Origin of the sequence: Limimaricola hongkongensis DSM 17492, assembly GCF_000600975.2 — a bacterium.
GTDB lineage: Bacteria > Pseudomonadota > Alphaproteobacteria > Rhodobacterales > Rhodobacteraceae > Limimaricola > Limimaricola hongkongensis.
This window is the reverse complement of the sequence record NZ_KK088649.1, coordinates 214,808-231,603: the sequence shown is the minus strand read 5'-3', so window position 1 is coordinate 231,603 and position 16,796 is coordinate 214,808. Positions and strand designations below refer to the sequence as shown.

The following is a 16,796-nucleotide window of genomic DNA, read 5'->3' as shown; positions in this document are numbered from 1 at the left end:
CCTAGTTCTCCGTCGGCGCGAGCGCGTCCGCGTTCAGCCCGGCCAGCGCGTCGCCGGTCCGCTCCGGCGCCTCGCTGGCATGAAAGTCGTGAATGGCGGTGAGCAGCAGCTGGATGCAGGCCAGCGCCGCGGCGAGCGGCACGCCCATGAACGGGTAGGCCTTGGGCATGTCGAAGATCATGGTCTGGCGCTTGAAGCCGCGCTCGACGAATTCGAGCCCGTACCAGAACAGCAGCGCGAAGAAGGCGAAGGCGATCAGGTCGAAGCCGACCGCGAGGTAGCGCCGCCCCTTGGCCGGGAACCTGGCGAACAGGAATTCCACCCCGATATGCTCGCGGTAGGCGATGCCCGAGGACACCGCGAGCAGCGCCATCCAGATCATCAGGTACCGCGCGAGCTCCTCGGTGAAGGTCAGCGGGAGCGGTATGGCATAGCGCACCAGCACCCCGAGCCAGACATCGAGAACGAGCAGCACCAGCAGCCCGACGCAGGTGATCTCGACCAGCTTGTTGAGCTTGAGACTTGCGGCCCTTGCGGCCACGGCGACCTTTGGCATCCCATCCTCCCGGCAACGCGATAGCGCAGCGCTACGCGACGTTGCGGCAAGATTGGAACCAGTTTTCCAGTCTGTCAAATCTTTTGGAAAGTTTTTTCTATTGACCTCAAAAGATGGGCAGGTTTTTAAGGGAAAGGTACAGATTTTGAGCGGTATGCGAGGACGGCGGACAAGATGAAGGTCACGATCAGCAAGCCGGCCGACATCGTCGGTGCCATCCATGCCGCCTATGAGGGACTCAGCGCCCGCGAGAAAGAGGTCGCCGACCACATTCTCGCCGCGCCGGGCGATATCAGCATGTATCCCGGAAGCGAGCTGGCCGCGCGGGTGGGGGTGTCGAATTCGACGATCACGCGATTCGTGAAGCGGGTGGGGTTCGAAAGCTACGAGGAAATGCGGCTGGCCGCCCGCGAGGCACGCCAGACCGGGTCGCCGCTCTTCACCGAAAGCCAGGTGGCGGAGGCGGCGGAAAACGGCGTCGTCGGCCGCTTTGCGGATGCGGAGGCCGCCTGCCTGAGAGGCGCGCTGGCCGATCTGTCCGCGGACAAGATGCAGCAGGTCGTCGCGGCGCTTCTGGAGGCGCGGCAGGTGGCGTTCATGGGGTTCAGGAACAGCCATTTCCTCGCCAGCTATGCCCGGCGGCTGGTGTTCCAGTTTCGCGGCGGCACCAGCCTGATTCCCTCCTCTCCCGGCGAAAGCATCGCCGAGCGGATTGCCGATCTGGGCAAGGGCGACATGGCGGTCGTGGTGGCGATGCGGCGCACCGTGCGCCCCATGCGCGACTACGTCGAGGCGCTGCAGGCCTCCGGGGTGCGGATCCTGCTGGTCACCGACCCCTCGGTGCGGATCCTGCCGACCTGTGCGGAGTGGACGATCACCTGCCCGGTGGAGAACCCGCACGTCTTCGACAGCTATGCGGGCCCGATGGCCGCGCTGCGGCTGATCGCCTTCGAGGCGTTCCAGCGCTCCGGCGCCAAGGGCCGCGCCCATCTCGCCCGCATCGAGACGGTCCATGAGCGCCTCGACGAGCTGAGCTGACATCGCGGGCGCGGGGCGGGAGCGGTTTTCGCGGTGATGAACGCGGCGTGACGGAAAACGATCCGCCGCGGCGGCCCGGGCCCCATGAACGCGTCCGGCATGGCGGCGCGCGGCCCGTCCGTCCCCATTCACCGGGCAGGGGGGGTGAATTTTTTGCGCGCGGCCCTATCTGACACCGCTGAACGTGGCGCGTGGCACCGGCCCCGCCATCGAAACGAGGACGCGCAGCACATGAAAGATCAGGCCCATCGCAGCCCGGCGCAAGGCGAAACCCGCGCGCAGCAGTTCGAGAACGCCCGCAGCCAGGCCGGCCAAGTCAGCCTGAGCGGCGAATCCGGCGTGCTGTTCGAGCAGGCGATGGCCCAGACCCGCATGGCGATCACGCTCGCCGATCCGAACCGCGAGGATGCGCCGCTTGTCTTCGTCAACCGCGCCTTCCGCGAGCTGACCGGCTATTCCGAGGAGGAGATCATCGGCCGCAACTGCCGCTTCTTGCAGGGGCCGGGCACCGATCCGGCGCAGGTGCGCAAGCTGCGCGAGGCGATCGCCTCCGAAGAGGTGGTGATCGTCGAGCTGCTGAATTACCGCAAGGACGGCACGCCGTTCTGGAACGCGCTGCATCTGGGGCCGATCTACAATGACGACGGCTCGCTGCGCTACATCTTCGGCTCGCAATGGGACGTGACCGACGTGCACGCCGCGCGCGCCGACGAAAAACACGCGCGGATGATGGAGCGCGAGATCAGCCACCGCATGAAGAACATGTTCGCGGTGATCTCCTCGATCGTCACCATGACCGGCAAGCTCGACGGCGCCGAGGGGCTGGCCGAGAAGATCAACGCCCGGATCCGGTCGCTGGGCCGCGCGCATGAGGCGATGCTGGAGGTGTCCTTCACCGAGGGGCCGACCGATCCGCGCAAGCTGTTTCGCGACCTGCTCCATCCCTATGCGCCGATGGGGGCCGGGAGCGTCACGCTCGTGGGGGGCAAGGTGCCGCTCGACAGCAATGTCGTCTCGGTGCTGGCGCTGTCGCTGCACGAGCTGGCGATCAACGCGGTCAAGCACGGCGCCTTCTCGGTGCCGGACGGTCATGTCCGGCTCGACTGGAGCCTCGAAGAGGGTCCCGATGGCGAAGCGAGGCTCGGGCTCGGCTGGACCGAGACCGGCGGCCCCGCGCCGGGAAACGGCGCCGCGCGCAAGGGCATCGGCATGACGATCATTTCACGGATGCTCGCGCTCGGCGAGGGCGACATCCAGTACGACTGGCGGCCCGAGGGGCTGCATGTCGAAATCCACTTTCCGACCAGCCTGTGAGGTCCCGATGAACATGATGGACCGCCAGACCGATTCCGCAGCCTCTCCCCTGTCCGGCAAGACCGTTCTCGTGGTCGAGGACGAGGTGCTGATCGCCATGGACATCAACGAATGCCTCGAAGAGGCGGGGGCGCATGTCGTCTATGGCCGCAACCTGCGGCAGGGGATGCAGCGGCTGGAACACGAGGTCGACGTGGCGCTGCTCGACGTGTCGCTCGGTCACACCGAGACCTGCCTGCCGATCGCCCAGGCGTTGCGCGAACGCGGCGTGCCCTTCGTGCTGCATTCGGGCGATCTGCAGCGGCTGGGCGAGACGATTTCCAATATCGGCGCGCCGGTGCTGGAAAAGCCCTGCGACACCTCCGAGATCCTGCAGGCCTTACAGGGGGCGATGCAGCGCGTGGGCTGACGCGCCGGCGTCGTCAAGAAAAGGGGGGCGGCCCGCGATGCGGGGCCGCCCCTTGGCCTGTCAGCCCTTCTTCAGGGCCTTCTGGCCGAGCACTTCGGCGATCTGTACCGCGTTGAGCGCAGCACCCTTGCGCAGGTTGTCGGAGACGCACCACAGGTTCAGGCCGTTCTCGACCGTGCTGTCCTGGCGGATGCGGCTGATGAAGGTGGCGAAATCGCCGACGCATTCGACCGGGGTGACGTAGCCGCCATCCTCGCGCTTGTCGACGACCATGATGCCCGGCGCCTCGCGCAGGATGTCGCGCGCCTCGTCCTCGTCGAGGAAGTCCTCGAACTCGATGTTGAGCGCCTCGGAATGGCCGACGAAGACCGGCACGCGCACGCAGGTCGCGGTGAGCTTGATGGCGGGGTCGAGGATCTTCTTGGTCTCGACGACCATCTTCCACTCTTCCTTGGTGCCGCCGTCCTCCATGAAGACGTCGATATGCGGGATCACGTTGAACGCGATCTGGCGCGGATAGACCGAGGGCTCGACCTCCTGACCGGGGACATACATGCCCTTGGTCTGGTTCCACAGCTCGTCGATCGCCTCCTTGCCGGTGCCGGAGACCGACTGGTAGGTCGAGACGACGACGCGCTTGATCTTGGCGCGGTCATGCAGCGGCTTGAGCGCGACAACCATCTGCGCGGTCGAGCAGTTCGGGTTCGCGATGATGTTCTTCTTGGTGTAGCCGAGCACCGCGTCGGCGTTGACCTCGGGCACCACCAGCGGCACGTCGGGGTCCATGCGGTAGAGCGACGAGTTGTCGATCACCACGCAGCCCTGCGAGGCGGCCTTGGGGGCGTATTCCTTGGTCGCCTCCGAGCCGATCGCGAAGAGCGCCATGTCCCAGCCGGTGAAGTCGAATGTGGCGAGGTCCTTGGTCTTCAGGGTTTTGTCACCGAAGCTCACCTCTGTGCCGAGCGAGCGGCGGCTGGCGAGAACGGCGATTTCCTCGATCGGAAAGGCGCGCTCGTCCAGGATGTTGAGCATTTCGCGACCCACGTTGCCCGTGGCGCCGACGACGACGACCTTGTAGCCCATGATTGGGAGCCTCCTGAAAGTTCGTGCGCTGCCTACACGTTTCGCGACGGAAGGGGAAGCGCCCGGAACGCTCCGGCGCAACAAGATGTCATGAAGGGGGAAAATGGTCGGAGTGAGAGGATTCGAACCTCCGACCCCCTGCTCCCGAAGCAGGTGCGCTACCAGGCTGCGCTACACTCCGACCGTGGCGCCGACCTAACGCCTCGCGTGGGGCTTTGCAAGGGGGTCCGCGCGGTCAATCCGCGCGGAAACGCCCGGGCCGCAGGAATCGTTTCAGCACGCTGGCGCGCGGGGCGCTGCCGGTTTCGTAGCGCAGGCGGGTCTGCGAGACCGGGCGATGCGCCGAATTGCCGCCGCGCCCCTCGCGCGCCACGATATAGATCCCCGAAGCGATGATGATGCCCGCGCCCAGCGCGGTCGGGCCATCGGGCAGCTCGGAAAAGAACAGCGCGCCATAGGCGGTGGCCCAGAGAATCTGGCTGTACTGCATCGGCGCCACCACCACCGCCTCGCCGGTGGAATAGGCCGCCACCATGATCCGTCCCGCGGTCCAGCCCAGCACCGCGATCAGCGCCATCAGCCCGAGATGCTCGATCGGCATCGGTTCGTAGACGAAGGGCAGGGCGAGGCCCATCACCACGAAATTCGCGATCATCGGATAAAGCAGCAGCACGATCGGGCGTTCGTCATGGCCGATCTTGCGCACCACGATCGACGCGGTGGAGCCGCCCAGCGCGGCGCCCAGCGCCGCGAGATGGCCAAGACCCAGCTCGGTCTGGCCGGGCCGGAGCACCACCAGCACGCCGATCAGCCCGACCAGCACCGCCAGCCAGCGCCGCAGGCCGACGCTTTCGCCCAGCACCGGGATCGCCAGCACGGTGATGATCAGCGGGCTGGCGAAGATGAGCGCGTAGACCGGCGCCAGAGGCAGCACCGAAAACGCGTAGAAGGCGCAGGTCGCCGTCAGCAGCCCGGCGGCGGTCCTGAGCGCGACCCACCACGGGTGGCGCGGGCGCAGCGTGCCGGGCTCGGGGTCGCCGATGATCATGACCATCGCCAGCGGAAAGGCGAGCGTGACCGAAAAGAAGATGAGCTGGAACGGCGAATAGGCCCCGCCGAGCACCTTCACCACCACGTCATGCGTGGCAAAGACCCCAAAGGCGAGCAGGGCGAGCAGCGCCCCCTTCGCATTCTGTCCCATGCGGCATCCCTTCGTTCACGCGGCGGCAATCATGGCCAGCAATGGCCGAGCCGTGCCGGGGATGCAAGGCAGGGGCGAACGGGCTGTCCCGTCCGCCCCGGGCCGATCAGAGCGAGGCGTCGAGCGCCGCGAGGATCGCGTCGCCCATCTCGGTGGTCGAGATCGGGCTGCCGCCCTCGGGGCCGAGCAGGTCGGCGGTGCGCAGCCCGTCGGCCAGAACCTGTTCCACCGCCTTTTCCAGCCGCTCGGCTTCGGCGCCCTGGTCGAAGCTGTAGCGCAGCGCCATGGCGAAGCTCAGGATGCAGGCGATCGGGTTGGCCTTGCCCTGGCCCGCGATGTCGGGGGCGGAGCCGTGCACCGGCTCGTAGAGCGCCTTGGGGCGGCCATTGGCCATCGGCGCGCCCAGGGACGCGGAGGGCAGCATACCCAAGCTACCGGTCAGCATCGCGGCGGCGTCCGACAAAAGGTCGCCGAACAGGTTGTCGGTGACGATCACGTCGAACTGCTTGGGCCAGCGGCACAGCTGCATGGCGCCGGCATCGGCATACATGTGGCTGAGCTCCACGTCCGGGTACTCGGTCGCGTGGATCTCGGTCACGACCTCGCGCCACAGCACGCCCGATTCCATGACATTGGCCTTCTCCATCGAGCAGACCTTGTTGCCCCTGCGGCGGGCCAGTTCGAAGGCGGAACGCGCGACGCGGGCGATCTCGCTTTCGGTATAGCGCTGGGTGTTGACGCCGACGCGCTCGTTGCCCTCCTTGTGGATGCCGCGCGGCTCGCCGAAATAGACTCCGCTCGTCAGCTCGCGCACGATCATGATGTCGAGCCCGGCGACCACGTCGCGCTTGAGCGAGGAGAAATCGGCCAGCGCGTCGAAGCACTGCGCCGGGCGCAGGTTGGAGTAGAGATCCATCTCCTTGCGCAGGCGCAGAAGGCCGCGCTCGGGCTTCTGGCTGAAGTCGAGCGTGTCGTATTTCGGCCCGCCCACGGCGCCGAGCAGCACGGCGTCGGCGTTCTGGGCGCGCTCCATCGTGGCATCGGTGAGCGGCGTGCCATGCGCGTCATAGGCCGCGCCGCCGACGAGATCCTCCTCGACGTCGAAGGCCAGATCGCGCTTGGCGCCATACCAGCCGATGATCTTCTTCACCTCGTTCATGACTTCGGGACCGATGCCGTCGCCGGCGAGGATCAGAAGGGAAGGATTGGTCACGTGCGCGCTCCGGTTTGAAACGAATGGAATGGCGATGCGGTAGCCCGCAAGCGCCCTCGGGTCAAGTTGGGGCGCGGCGCTTCGGCGCCGCGGCGGCGGATGAGGCGCGCCATGCGTATTTGAAGAATGGTGAAAGGGATGCGGCGCCGTGACCTTTCACCATTCTTCAAATACGCATGGCGACCGGCCGGTGACGCGGGCTCAGTCGAAGGTCAGGTCGACCCAGACCAGCCGGTGCGCCGAGGCGCGCGCCGCGATGTCCGCGAGATCGCCCGCCGCAGGCCAGACCACGCCTGCATCCGCCACGTCGAGCCCCTCGCGCGATGGCAGGACGTAATCGACGCGCAGGTTGCCGGGCCCGTCTGGCGGGTCGTCCCAATCGGCGGTGTCGAGACCGGGATCGCCCGACTGCGCCGGGTCGGCATGCGCCCGGCCCCCGGCGCTGCGGGGCGCGGGATCGACAAGCCGCCGATCGGCAAGCAGGGCACGCATGGTCGCGCGCCGCCCCGCGCCGTCGGCGGGATCGAGATTGGCCAGCCCGATGATGGCGAAGGGGGCGGGCGGCACCGGGCCGAGATCGCCGTCGAGCAGCCGCTGCCAGAGCCGGATTTCGTCGCGGTTGCGCAGCCCGTTGAGATCCTCTGGCCCGTCGAAGACCGGCGGCGTCGCGGCAAAGGCCATCAGCGTGACCGGGCCATCCGGCGTCTTGACCGGCACCACCCAGTGGCCGGTGCTGGACAGAAGCCGCGCCGCCTGCGCCCCGGCGGAGGGAAAGGGCGCGCCGTTTCGCCGGGGCTGGGTGGCGCCGGGCAGGTCGCGCCAGAGCAGGTCGCCGAGATCGCGCGCCGCACCGATCGGATGGCGCGACAGCAGCGCCATCGCGCCGTCGCCGGTGAAGCGGCCATAGCCCTGCGCGTCCCGCGCCCGCCCGGTGCGGCCATCGCCGTCGAGATCGTGCCCCCGAGGGCAGGCCCGCATTCGAGGGCGGCGCGAAGAGGTGCGGGTAGACCGGCCCGCCCATCTCCCGCAGCAAGGCGGCAAAGGCGCTGAGCGCCGCGCCCTGCGCGTCCCAGTCGAAACCGGTGAGCAGCACGATGTCGGGGTGCGGGCATGGGCGATGATGCGGGCCGCCGTCCAGCACCTGCGCCTCGCGCGCGAGAATGTCGCGCAACAGCAGGCCGGGCCCGTCACGGCTCAGCCCCGGATCATAGGTGGCGAGGCGGAGGGGGTCGGCGGGGGCGGGCCCGGCCAGCAGGGTGGCGGCAAGGGCCACGACAAGGGCGCGGCCTGCGCGCCCCTTGCCTTTCACGCGGGCATCAGCCCGGCTTCGCGCGCCGAGGCGCGTTCGCGCTGGGCGCCGATCATGTCGGCGACACGTTGCAGCGCCACGCCGCGCATCAGCAGGCTCGCGGGGAGAAAGGCCCAGCCCGTCAGCATCCAGATCATCGTGTGCGGGTTCGACAGATCGAGCGGCCCGAGCAGAGGCACGCCGATCGAAAGCAGCGCCGGCACCACGAAGGGCAGCAGGAAGCCCAGCACGAGGTTGAACTGCCCGTCGCGGCGCAGCCGCCAGATCACGTCCGGCCCCGAGGTCGGGTCGAAGGTCGGCAGGTTGATCCAGACGTTGAAATTGCCCGACCGCATCGGCCAGCCGCGAAACCGCAGCAGCGCCGCGAAGCTCGCCAGCGAGCCCAGCGACAGCAGGTAGCTCAGCGCGGCGCCGCTGCGGACCTGGTCTGCCAGCGCGGCGGGGGTGCCGTCGGGCAGGGTCAGCATGACGAGCCGCACCGGCGAATAGGGAATGTCGAGCGCGTGGCCCAGCGGCGCGGCCAGCGCCGCGACGAGCGCGGTGAAGGTCGAGGGTTCGGTGCCGTCGCGCGCCAGCAGCGACAGCAGGAACACCGACAGCGCGATGGTGGCAAAGCGGATCCGGTTGAAGGGCGGCGCGTCGCGGAATTCAACCAGGCTCGGCGAAAGCGACGTGTATTCGACCGCCGTGAACAGCCCCGCGCCGAGCGCGATCAGCGCCACGATTTCGGGTGTGCCGGAGCCGCCCGCCTGCAGCAGCAGCGATGGTGTCGCGATCAGCAACATCACCAGCACCGCCCGCAGGATTCCCCCTGTCAGTCGCGTGACCATAGTCTGCCCATTCCTGCGCCGGGCGGCCACGTTCGAATGTCGCGGCTCTGTTCCGGCGTGTCTCGGCCCTTGTGGGCCGTTATGCCTCAATCCTGCCACTATTTGTGCCCTTTCCCATGCCAGGCGGCAACGCATGCCTCTCAGGAAGCATTTGAACTGCGGCGCTTTTGCGACGGAGTCGGTGCCGGAATGGACCCATAATGGGACCATCCCCCCGTGGTTCAGGTCTTATGGATAGCCCATCTGGTAGGCCATCGCGCCGAACCTACCAAGAAGGGTGGTAACAAGCTGACCTTACGGCATAATTCGTTCGTATATGTCACAATCGACAAGGGGCGGCCCGCCAGGCCGCCCCAATCTCGCCCGAATCCGGGTCGGTCAGACCCAGGGGCGCGCCTGTCCGGCCTGCGCTTCGAAGCTGTCGATGGCCGTGGCCTTTTCCAGCGTCAGGCCGATGTCGTCGAGCCCTTCGAGCAGGCAGTGCTTGCGGAAGGGGTCGACCTCGAAGGCGAAGCTCTCGCCCTCGGAGGTGGTCACGGTCTGGTTCTCAAGATCGATGTCGAGCCGGGCGTTGGAGCCCTTTTCGGCGTCGCGCATCAGCACGTCGATCTGCTCCTGCGGCAGGGTGATCGGCAGGATGCCGTTCTTGAAGCAGTTGTTGAAGAAGATGTCGGCGAAGGAGGTCGAGATCACGCATTTGATCCCGAAATCCTTGATCGCCCAGGGCGCGTGCTCGCGCGACGAGCCGCAGCCGAAATTGTCGCCCGCGACGAGGATCTCGGCATTGCGGTAGGCCGCGTTGTTGAGCACGAAATCCGGGTTCTCGGAGCCGTCGTCGAGATAGCGCATCTCGGCGAAGAGGTTCACGCCGAGCCCCGACCGCTTGATGGTCTTCAGGAACTGTTTGGGGATGATCATGTCCGTGTCGATGTTGACCAGCGGCATGGGGGCGGCGACGCCCGAGAAGCTTTCGAACTTGTCCATCACAGGATCTCCCGCACGTCGGTCAAATGTCCGGTGATCGCGGCGGCCGCCGCCATCGCCGGGCTCATCAGGTGGGTCCGGCCACCCTTGCCCTGCCGGCCCTCGAAATTGCGGTTCGAGGTCGCGGCGCAACGCTCGCCGGGGGCGAGCTGGTCGGGGTTCATCGCAAGGCACATCGAGCAGCCCGCGAGGCGCCACTCGAAGCCCGCCGCCTTGAAGATGTCGGCGAGACCCTCTTCCTCGGCCTGCGCCCGTACGAGGCCGGAACCCGGCACCACCATGGCGCGCATGCCGTCCTTGATCTTCTTGCCCTTCAGGATCGCGGCGGCGGCGCGCAGATCCTCGATCCGGCCATTGGTGCACGACCCGATGAAGACCGTGTCGATCTCGATCTCGCTGAGCTTCTGGCCCGCCTTGAGGCCCATGTAGTCGAGCGCGCGGCGGGCGGCGTCGACCTTGCCGCCCTTGAAGCTTGAGGGTTCAGGCACGACGTCGGTGATCGGCAGCACGTCCTCGGGCGAGGTGCCCCAGGTGACGAGCGGCGCGATCTCCTCGCCGGGGATGGTGATGACCTTGTCCCAATGCGCGTCGTCGTCGGAATAGAGCGTCTTCCACCACTCCATCGCCGCTTCCCACTGCGCGCCCTTGGGCGCATGGGGCCGGCCCTTGACGTAGTCGAAGGTGGTCTGGTCGGGCGCGATCAGGCCGGCGCGGGCGCCGCCTTCGATCGCCATGTTGCAGACCGTCATCCGGCCTTCCATCGACAGCGACCGGATCGCCTCGCCGCAATATTCGATGACATAGCCGGTGCCGCCGGCGGTGCCGGTGCGGCCGATCACCGCCATGGTGATGTCCTTGGCGGTGACGCCGGGCGCGAGTTGGCCGGTGATCTCCACCTTCATGTTCTTCGACTTCGACTGGATCAGCGTCTGGGTGGCGAGCACGTGCTCGACCTCCGAGGTGCCGATGCCATGCGCCAGCGCGCCGAAGGCGCCATGGGTGGCGGTGTGGCTGTCGCCGCAGACCACGGTCATGCCGGGCAGGGTCCAGCCCTGTTCGGGGCCGACGATGTGCACGATGCCCTGGCGCACGTCGGAAACGGGGTAGTAGTTGATCCCGAAATCGCGGGCGTTCTTGTCGAGCGCCTCGACCTGGATGCGGCTGTCCTCGTTCTCGATGACCTTGTCGCGGCCTTCGGTGGTGGGGACGTTGTGGTCCGGCACGGCGATGGTCTTTTCGGGCGCGCGCAGCTTGCGGCCCGCGAGGCGCAGGCCCTCGAAGGCCTGCGGGCTGGTGACCTCGTGCACGAGGTGACGGTCGATGTAGAGCAGGCCGGTGCCGTCCGCGTCCTGCTGGACGAGATGCGCGTCCCAGATCTTGTCGTAGAGTGTCTTGCCGGTCATGCGAGGGATCCTCTTGCGGCTGGATTGGAGTGACGGGGCGCGCAGGGACGCGCGCCTGAAGGGTCGAGCGGAGGCGAACCGCTCCGCCGCGTCAAAGCCGCGCGAGGATCGTGCGGGTCGCGCCGAAGAACCGCCAGGGCAGCCGCGCGCGATCATCCATGTCGAAGACCCGTGTCATGCCGTCCAGATACTCCGTCGGACCCTGCGGCACAAGAGGCTCGCGCGGCTGGACCGGGCGCGGGTGGCGCTACATCCTCGCGGGGATCGAGACGGGAGAGAGCGCGCGATGGAGCCGGAGACCGGGCTGGAGGAGGTGGCGGACGCCGCGGGAGAGGGGGCGGGCGAAGCCGCCGAAGACATGGCGCAGCAGGCGTCCGAGGCGCCGCAGGTCATCGCCGCCGCGGCGGGCGATCTCAGCGACCGGCTGCTGAGCGATGCCGAACGGGTGATCCACGGCGTCATGCAGCCGTGGAACGCGTGGCAGCTCGTCATCCTCGTCGGGGTCTTTGCGCTGGCGCATCTGGGCCGGGCCTGGCTCGGGCCGAAGCTGCATGACTGGATGCGCGCCCGCGAGGGCTGGCCGCGCTGGCGGATGCGTTACGCGGTGACGCTGCACCGGCGGCTGCGCGCGGTGTTGTTCGTGGGTCTGGTCTGGATCGCGGTGGCGGCGGTGCGGCAGCTCGATCCGGCGGGCGGCGCGGCGGTGCTGCGCATCGTGGCCAATCTCGCCACCGGCTGGCTGTTCGTGGCGCTGGTGGCGCGGCTGATCGCCAACCCGCTCTTGCGCGGTCTCGTGCGCTACGGCGCCTGGACCTGGATCACGCTGCGCATTCTCGACCTGACGACAGAGACGGCGCGGCTGCTCGACAGCCTCGCGGTGCAGGCCGGGGATCTGCGGATCTCGGCGCTTCTGGTGGTCAAGGCGGCGCTGGTGCTGGGCGTGGCCTTCTTCGTGGCGCGGCTTCTGGCGCAGACCTCGGCGCACCGGATCGAGACCAACCGCGAGATCAGCCCCTCGATGCAGGTGCTGGCGGTCAAGCTCAGCCAGCTGTTCTTCTACGGCATCGCGGTCTTCGTGGGGCTGCGCGCGGTGGGGGTGGACCTGACCGGGCTCGCGGTGCTGTCGGGCGCGATCGGCGTGGGCCTGGGCTTTGGCCTGCAAAAGGTGGTGTCGAACCTCGTCTCGGGGCTGATCATCCTGCTGGACAAGTCGATCAAGCCCGGCGACGTGATCTCGGTCGGGCAGACCTTCGGCTGGATCTCGACGCTGGGCGCGCGCTATGCCAGCGTCGTCACCCGCGACGGCAAGGAATACCTGATCCCGAACGAGGACCTGATCACCACGCAGGTGGTCAACTGGACCCATTCCAACAATTCGGTGCGGCTCGACCTGAATTTCGGCACCGCTTACGGCGACGACCCGCACGAGGTGCGCCGGGTGGCGATCGCGGCGGCGGCGGGCTGCGGACGGGTTCTGGCGCAGCCCGCCCCGGTCTGCCATATCACCGCCTTCGGCGATTCGAGCGTGGACTACATCCTGCGCTTCTGGATCGACGACGCGACGGCGGGGCTGACCAATATCCGCGGCGACGTGTTCCTCGCGCTGTGGGACGCGTTCAAGGCCGAGGGCATCTCGATTCCCTTCCCCCAGCGCGAGGTGCGGGTGCTCGACGGCTCCGCCCTGCGTGTCGCGCGACCCACTGCCGAGTGATCGGATGCGAGGTGCGGGATCGTTGAAAACGGCCCCCCCCCTTGTTACATTGAAGCCATGCCCGGCGCCGGGGCGAATTCGGCGGCGCGAAACCGGAGGATGATGACCTGTCCCTTTCCACCCATGCGGCCCAAGCCGCTTCCCGGGGCGCGGGCCTGATGGCCGGGGCGCCCTCCGCGACGAGCGAAAAGCTGCTGGCAGCGATCCTCGTCTCCCTCGATGACGACAAGGCCGAAGAGGTCGTGCAGATCGATCTGCGCGGGCGCTCCGAGATGGGCGATTACATGGTGATCGCCTCGGGCCGCTCCTCGCGCCAGGTCGCCGCCATCGCCGAACACCTGACCGACAAGCTCAAGCAGGAGTATGGCGTGCTCTCGAAGACCGAGGGCAAGGAAACCGGCGACTGGGTGCTGATCGACACCGGCGACGTGATCGTCCACGTGTTCCGGCCCGAGGTGCGCGAATTCTACCAGCTGGAGAAGATGTGGGCGCCCCAGGGGGCGGCCGCCGACAATTTCCGCTGATGCGCGTCAGGATCTGCGCGGTGGGCCGGATGAAATCCGGCCCCGAACGCGCCTTGGTCGATGACTACACCACCCGGTTCGACCGGACCGGGCGGGCGCTGGGCCTCGGGCCGCTCACCATTTCCGAAGTGGACGACCGCAAGGGCGGCGGCATGGCCGGCGAGGCCGCGCTGCTCGACCGCGCCATTCCGAACGGCGCCGTGATCTGCGCCATGGACGAGCGCGGGCGCGAGATGACGTCGCCCGATTTCGCCGCGATGCTCGCGGGGTGGCGCGACCAGGGCCGCTCGGAGGTGGCCTTCGTGATCGGCGGGGCGGACGGGATCGACCCGGCCCTGCGCGCGCGCACCGACGCCATGCTCTCCTTCGGGCCGATGGTCTGGCCGCACATGCTGGTGCGCGCCATGCTCACCGAGCAGCTCTACCGCGCCGCCTCGATCCTCGCGGGGTCGCCCTATCACCGGGTCTGACCCCGCGTCAGTGGACATCCCCGCCGCTTTGCCTCAGGACTGGCCACGAGATTTCCCCCAGGAGGCTTTCCCGATGGCGACACCCAAACCCGTGGTCCTGTGCATTCTCGATGGCTGGGGCCTGCGCGAGGATACCACCGGCAACGCCCCGGCGCTGGCCCGCACCCCGGCCTTCGACCGGATCATGCAGGGCCCGAACGCCACGCTCACCACGCATGGTCCCGATGTCGGCCTGCCGTCGGGCCAGATGGGCAATTCCGAGGTCGGCCACACCAATATCGGCGCGGGCCGGGTCGTCGCCATGGATCTCGGCCAGATCGATCTCGCGATCGAGGACGGCTCGTTCTTCGAGGCCGGGGCGATCGTCGATTTCGCCAAGACGCTTCAGGATTCGGGCGGCACCGCGCATCTGTTCGGCGTCGTGTCGGATGGAGGCGTGCACGGGCATCTCGACCACATCGTCGCCGCCGCGAAGGCGCTGCGCGACCGCGGCGTGGCGGTGACGCTGCACGCGATCACCGACGGGCGCGACGTGGCGCCGTCTTCGGCGGATGCCTATATCGAGGATCTGCTCGAAAAGCTGCCCGAAGGCACGCAGATCGCCACCGTGATCGGGCGCTATTTCGCGATGGACCGCGACAACCGCTGGGACCGGGTGCAGACCGCCTATGACGCCATCGTCAACGGCGAGGGGCCGACCGCCGCCGATCCGCTCTCGGCGGTGAAGGGGGCCTGGGAGGCAGGCAAGACAGACGAGTTCATCCCGGCCACGGTGATCGAGGGTTACGCCGGCATGCAGCCGCAGGACGGCTTGTTCTGCCTCAACTTCCGCGCCGACCGGGCGCGCGAGATCCTCGCCGCCATCGCCGATCCCGGCTTCGACGGCTTCGAGCGCGGCGAAGCCCCGGCGCTGGCCGCGCGGCTCGGCATGGTGGAATATTCCGATCGGCACGTGGCGTGGTACGAGACGGTGTTTCCCAAGCGCGACATCGCCAACACGCTGGGCGCATGGGTGGCGTCGAAGGGGCTTTCGCAGTTCCGTCTCGCCGAGACCGAGAAATACCCGCATGTCACCTTCTTCCTCAATGGCGGCAAGGAAGAGCCCGAGCCGGGCGAGGACCGCTTCATGCCCAAATCGCCCAATGTCGCGACCTATGACATGCAGCCCGAGATGTCGGCGGACGAGGTGACCGAGGCCTTCGTCGGCGCGATCGAGAAGGGCTACGACCTGATCGTCACCAATTTCGCCAACCCCGACATGGTCGGCCATACCGGCGATCTCGACGCCGCGATCCGCGCCTGCGAGGCGGTGGATCAGGGGCTGGCCAAGGTCTGCGCGGCGCTGGAGACGGCGGGCGGCGCGATGATCGTCACCGCCGATCACGGCAATTGCGAGGTGATGATCGACCCCGAGACGGGCGGCGCGCACACCTCGCACACGCTCAACCCGGTCCCCGTCGCGCTGTTCGGCGGGCCCGAGGGCGCGCGGTTGCGTGACGGGCGCCTGGCCGATCTGGCGCCGACGCTGCTCGATCTCATGGGGCTCGACCTGCCGCCCGAGATGACCGGGCGCAGCCTCATCGGATGAAGGCGGCGCTGGTCCTCGCATGGGCGCTGATCGCGGCGCCCGCCGCGGCCCAGGACACCGCGTCGGCGGCGCGCATGGCGGCGGCCCGGCTGGCCGAGGCCTCCGCGCAGCTCGACGCCGCCGAGGCCGCGCGCGACCGGGTCGCGGCGCTGACCGAAACGGTGCGCGCCTATGAGGCGGGTCTCGCGGCGCTGCGCGACGGGCTGCGCCGCGCCGCGATCCGCGAACGCGCCATCGCGGTCGAGCTCGACGCCAAGCGCGACGAGATCGCGGCGTTGCTCGGCGCGCTGCAATCCATGTCGCGCGCGCCCGCGCCCTTGTTGCTGCTGCATCCGGCGGGACCGCTCGGCACGGCGCGCGCGGGGCTCGTGGCGTCGGAGATCACGCCCGCGCTGCAATCGCAGGCCGCGGCGCTGCGCGCCGACCTGCAGGAGGCCGCCGATCTCGCGATATTGCAGCAAGGCGCGATCGCCACGCTGGAAGAGGGGCTCGCGGGGGCGCAATCCGCGCGCAGTGCACTGTCCGAGGCGATCTCCGAGCGCAGCGACCTGCCGATGCGCTTTACCGAGAATCCGGTGGCGACCGCGCTGCTGATCGCCTCGACCGACACGCTCGATGCCTTTGCCTCGGGGCTGGCGCAGACGGTCGATGCGGAGCTGACGGGCAGCGCGCCCGACGCCACCGATCGCAAGGGAGAGATCCCGCTGCCGGTGCAGGGGCAGGTGCTGCGCGGTTTCGGCGCGGCGGATGCGGCGGGCGTGACCCGGCCCGGACTGGTGATCGCCACCGCGCCGCGCAGCCTGGTGACCGCGCCAGTGGCCGCGACCTTGCGGTTTCGCGGCGAATTGCTCGATTACGGCAATGTCGCGATTCTCGAACCCGCCGCCGGGGTCCTGGTGATTCTCGCCGGTCTGGCCGAGGTCTATGGCCGTACCGGGGAGATCCTGCCCGCCGGGGCGGCGCTGGGGCTGATGGGCGGAGACCCGCCCGAGGCGCACGAAATCTTGACCGAAACGGCGCAGGGTGGTGGCGCGCCGCGGCCGGAAACGCTTTATCTGGAGGTACGGGAGGGGGACGCCCCCGTCGACCCCGGGACATGGTTCGCGCCGGGTTGACCGGCGCGCGCCCCATTTGGCGGCCAAGGGGGCCGCAGGCAGAGGGAA

At 68.4% G+C, this 16,796-nt stretch carries 17 protein-coding genes and 1 tRNA gene; 8 read left to right on the top strand and 10 right to left on the bottom strand.

What is annotated here, in order from left to right; translation table 11 throughout:
• Position 1: 1 nt before the first annotated feature.
• The gene (locus tag LOKHON_RS03160; RefSeq protein ID WP_017927854.1) at positions 2 to 556 is read right to left on the bottom strand and encodes a TRAP transporter small permease; all 555 of its coding nucleotides are present in this window, start codon (positions 554 to 556) and stop codon (positions 2 to 4) included.
• 174 nt (positions 557 to 730) lie between these two features.
• Here LOKHON_RS03160 and LOKHON_RS03155 point away from each other — a divergent pair, with 174 nt between their 5' ends.
• The 3 genes from LOKHON_RS03155 to LOKHON_RS03145 all read left to right on the top strand — a co-directional run bounded on the left by LOKHON_RS03155 (position 731) and on the right by LOKHON_RS03145 (position 3,317).
• The gene (locus LOKHON_RS03155) at positions 731 to 1,594 is read left to right on the top strand and encodes a MurR/RpiR family transcriptional regulator (protein WP_017927855.1); all 864 of its coding nucleotides are present in this window, start codon (positions 731 to 733) and stop codon (positions 1,592 to 1,594) included.
• A gap of 231 nt (positions 1,595 to 1,825) precedes the next feature.
• Complete coding sequence (locus tag LOKHON_RS03150; protein WP_017927856.1) at positions 1,826 to 2,908, top strand: PAS domain-containing protein; 1,083 nt, start codon at positions 1,826 to 1,828, stop codon at positions 2,906 to 2,908.
• Positions 2,909 to 2,915: 7 nt separating this feature from the next.
• A complete protein-coding gene (locus LOKHON_RS03145) occupies positions 2,916 to 3,317 on the top strand; it encodes a response regulator (RefSeq protein ID WP_017927857.1) in 402 nt (133 codons plus the stop codon).
• A gap of 60 nt (positions 3,318 to 3,377) precedes the next feature.
• On the opposite strand, the gene LOKHON_RS03140 is transcribed toward LOKHON_RS03145, so the two are convergent.
• From LOKHON_RS03140 to LOKHON_RS16325, 9 genes are all read right to left on the bottom strand, one after another.
• Positions 3,378 to 4,400 (bottom strand): aspartate-semialdehyde dehydrogenase, encoded by a 1,023-nt coding sequence (locus tag LOKHON_RS03140; protein ID WP_017927858.1) that lies wholly within the window; start codon positions 4,398 to 4,400, stop codon positions 3,378 to 3,380.
• A 104-nt stretch (positions 4,401 to 4,504) separates the two neighbouring features.
• Positions 4,505 to 4,581, bottom strand: a tRNA-Pro gene (locus LOKHON_RS03135).
• 54 nt (positions 4,582 to 4,635) lie between these two features.
• Entirely contained in the window at positions 4,636 to 5,601 is a 966-nt protein-coding gene (locus LOKHON_RS03130; protein ID WP_017927859.1) for a DMT family transporter, read from the bottom strand.
• 106 nt (positions 5,602 to 5,707) lie between these two features.
• On the bottom strand, positions 5,708 to 6,814 hold the full coding sequence (gene leuB / locus LOKHON_RS03125) for a 3-isopropylmalate dehydrogenase (RefSeq protein WP_017927860.1): 1,107 nt from the start codon (positions 6,812 to 6,814) through the stop codon (positions 5,708 to 5,710).
• Between the two features lie 201 nt (positions 6,815 to 7,015).
• On the bottom strand, positions 7,016 to 7,792 hold the full coding sequence (locus tag LOKHON_RS03120; protein WP_342670084.1) for an endonuclease/exonuclease/phosphatase family protein: 777 nt from the start codon (positions 7,790 to 7,792) through the stop codon (positions 7,016 to 7,018).
• Positions 7,793 to 8,119: 327 nt separating this feature from the next.
• Positions 8,120 to 8,953, bottom strand: a complete 834-nt coding sequence (locus LOKHON_RS03115) for a hypothetical protein (protein WP_017927862.1) — start codon at positions 8,951 to 8,953, stop codon at positions 8,120 to 8,122.
• Between the two features lie 378 nt (positions 8,954 to 9,331).
• On the bottom strand, positions 9,332 to 9,937 hold the full coding sequence (gene leuD, locus LOKHON_RS03110) for a 3-isopropylmalate dehydratase small subunit (protein WP_017927863.1): 606 nt from the start codon (positions 9,935 to 9,937) through the stop codon (positions 9,332 to 9,334).
• Positions 9,937 to 11,340, bottom strand: coding sequence for a 3-isopropylmalate dehydratase large subunit (leuC, locus tag LOKHON_RS03105; RefSeq protein WP_017927864.1), 1,404 nt, complete (start codon positions 11,338 to 11,340; stop codon positions 9,937 to 9,939). Before leuC ends, leuD begins: the two co-directional genes overlap by 1 nt.
• Before the next feature lie 91 nt (positions 11,341 to 11,431).
• The gene (locus LOKHON_RS16325; RefSeq protein WP_211205674.1) at positions 11,432 to 11,551 is read right to left on the bottom strand and encodes an isopropylmalate isomerase; all 120 of its coding nucleotides are present in this window, start codon (positions 11,549 to 11,551) and stop codon (positions 11,432 to 11,434) included.
• Between the two features lie 75 nt (positions 11,552 to 11,626).
• Here LOKHON_RS16325 and LOKHON_RS03100 point away from each other — a divergent pair, with 75 nt between their 5' ends.
• The 5 genes from LOKHON_RS03100 (at position 11,627) to LOKHON_RS03080 (ending at position 16,748) form a co-directional block, all read left to right on the top strand.
• Positions 11,627 to 13,051, top strand: coding sequence for a mechanosensitive ion channel family protein (locus LOKHON_RS03100; protein WP_017927866.1), 1,425 nt, complete (start codon positions 11,627 to 11,629; stop codon positions 13,049 to 13,051).
• Positions 13,052 to 13,158: 107 nt separating this feature from the next.
• A complete protein-coding gene (rsfS, locus tag LOKHON_RS03095) occupies positions 13,159 to 13,575 on the top strand; it encodes a ribosome silencing factor (protein ID WP_425412363.1) in 417 nt (138 codons plus the stop codon).
• Positions 13,575 to 14,045, top strand: coding sequence for a 23S rRNA (pseudouridine(1915)-N(3))-methyltransferase RlmH (gene rlmH, locus LOKHON_RS03090; protein WP_017927868.1), 471 nt, complete (start codon positions 13,575 to 13,577; stop codon positions 14,043 to 14,045). Before rsfS ends, rlmH begins: the two co-directional genes overlap by 1 nt.
• 73 nt (positions 14,046 to 14,118) lie before the next feature.
• Positions 14,119 to 15,633, top strand: a complete 1,515-nt coding sequence (gene gpmI, locus LOKHON_RS03085; RefSeq protein ID WP_017927869.1) for a 2,3-bisphosphoglycerate-independent phosphoglycerate mutase — start codon at positions 14,119 to 14,121, stop codon at positions 15,631 to 15,633.
• On the top strand, positions 15,630 to 16,748 hold the full coding sequence (locus LOKHON_RS03080) for a murein hydrolase activator EnvC family protein (protein WP_017927870.1): 1,119 nt from the start codon (positions 15,630 to 15,632) through the stop codon (positions 16,746 to 16,748). Before gpmI ends, LOKHON_RS03080 begins: the two co-directional genes overlap by 4 nt.
• Positions 16,749 to 16,796: the final 48 nt, after the last annotated feature.

Bases quoted from the DNA above. Each gene is read 5' to 3' on its own strand.
- LOKHON_RS03160 (WP_017927854.1), bottom strand. From the start codon at position 556: ATGCCAAAGGTCGCCGTGGCCGCAAGGGCCGCAAGTCTCAAGCTCAAC.
- LOKHON_RS03155 (WP_017927855.1), top strand. From the start codon at position 731: ATGAAGGTCACGATCAGCAAGCCGGCCGACATCGTCGGTGCCATCCAT.
- LOKHON_RS03150 (WP_017927856.1), top strand. From the start codon at position 1,826: ATGAAAGATCAGGCCCATCGCAGCCCGGCGCAAGGCGAAACCCGCGCG.
- LOKHON_RS03145 (WP_017927857.1), top strand. From the start codon at position 2,916: ATGAACATGATGGACCGCCAGACCGATTCCGCAGCCTCTCCCCTGTCC.
- LOKHON_RS03140 (WP_017927858.1), bottom strand. From the start codon at position 4,400: ATGGGCTACAAGGTCGTCGTCGTCGGCGCCACGGGCAACGTGGGTCGC.
- LOKHON_RS03130 (WP_017927859.1), bottom strand. From the start codon at position 5,601: ATGGGACAGAATGCGAAGGGGGCGCTGCTCGCCCTGCTCGCCTTTGGG.
- LOKHON_RS03120 (WP_342670084.1), bottom strand. From the start codon at position 7,792: ATGCGGGCCTGCCCTCGGGGGCACGATCTCGACGGCGATGGCCGCACC.
- LOKHON_RS03115 (WP_017927862.1), bottom strand. From the start codon at position 8,953: ATGGTCACGCGACTGACAGGGGGAATCCTGCGGGCGGTGCTGGTGATG.
- leuD (WP_017927863.1), bottom strand. From the start codon at position 9,937: ATGGACAAGTTCGAAAGCTTCTCGGGCGTCGCCGCCCCCATGCCGCTG.
- leuC (WP_017927864.1), bottom strand. From the start codon at position 11,340: ATGACCGGCAAGACACTCTACGACAAGATCTGGGACGCGCATCTCGTC.
- LOKHON_RS03100 (WP_017927866.1), top strand. From the start codon at position 11,627: ATGGAGCCGGAGACCGGGCTGGAGGAGGTGGCGGACGCCGCGGGAGAG.
- rlmH (WP_017927868.1), top strand. From the start codon at position 13,575: ATGCGCGTCAGGATCTGCGCGGTGGGCCGGATGAAATCCGGCCCCGAA.
- gpmI (WP_017927869.1), top strand. From the start codon at position 14,119: ATGGCGACACCCAAACCCGTGGTCCTGTGCATTCTCGATGGCTGGGGC.
- LOKHON_RS03080 (WP_017927870.1), top strand. From the start codon at position 15,630: ATGAAGGCGGCGCTGGTCCTCGCATGGGCGCTGATCGCGGCGCCCGCC.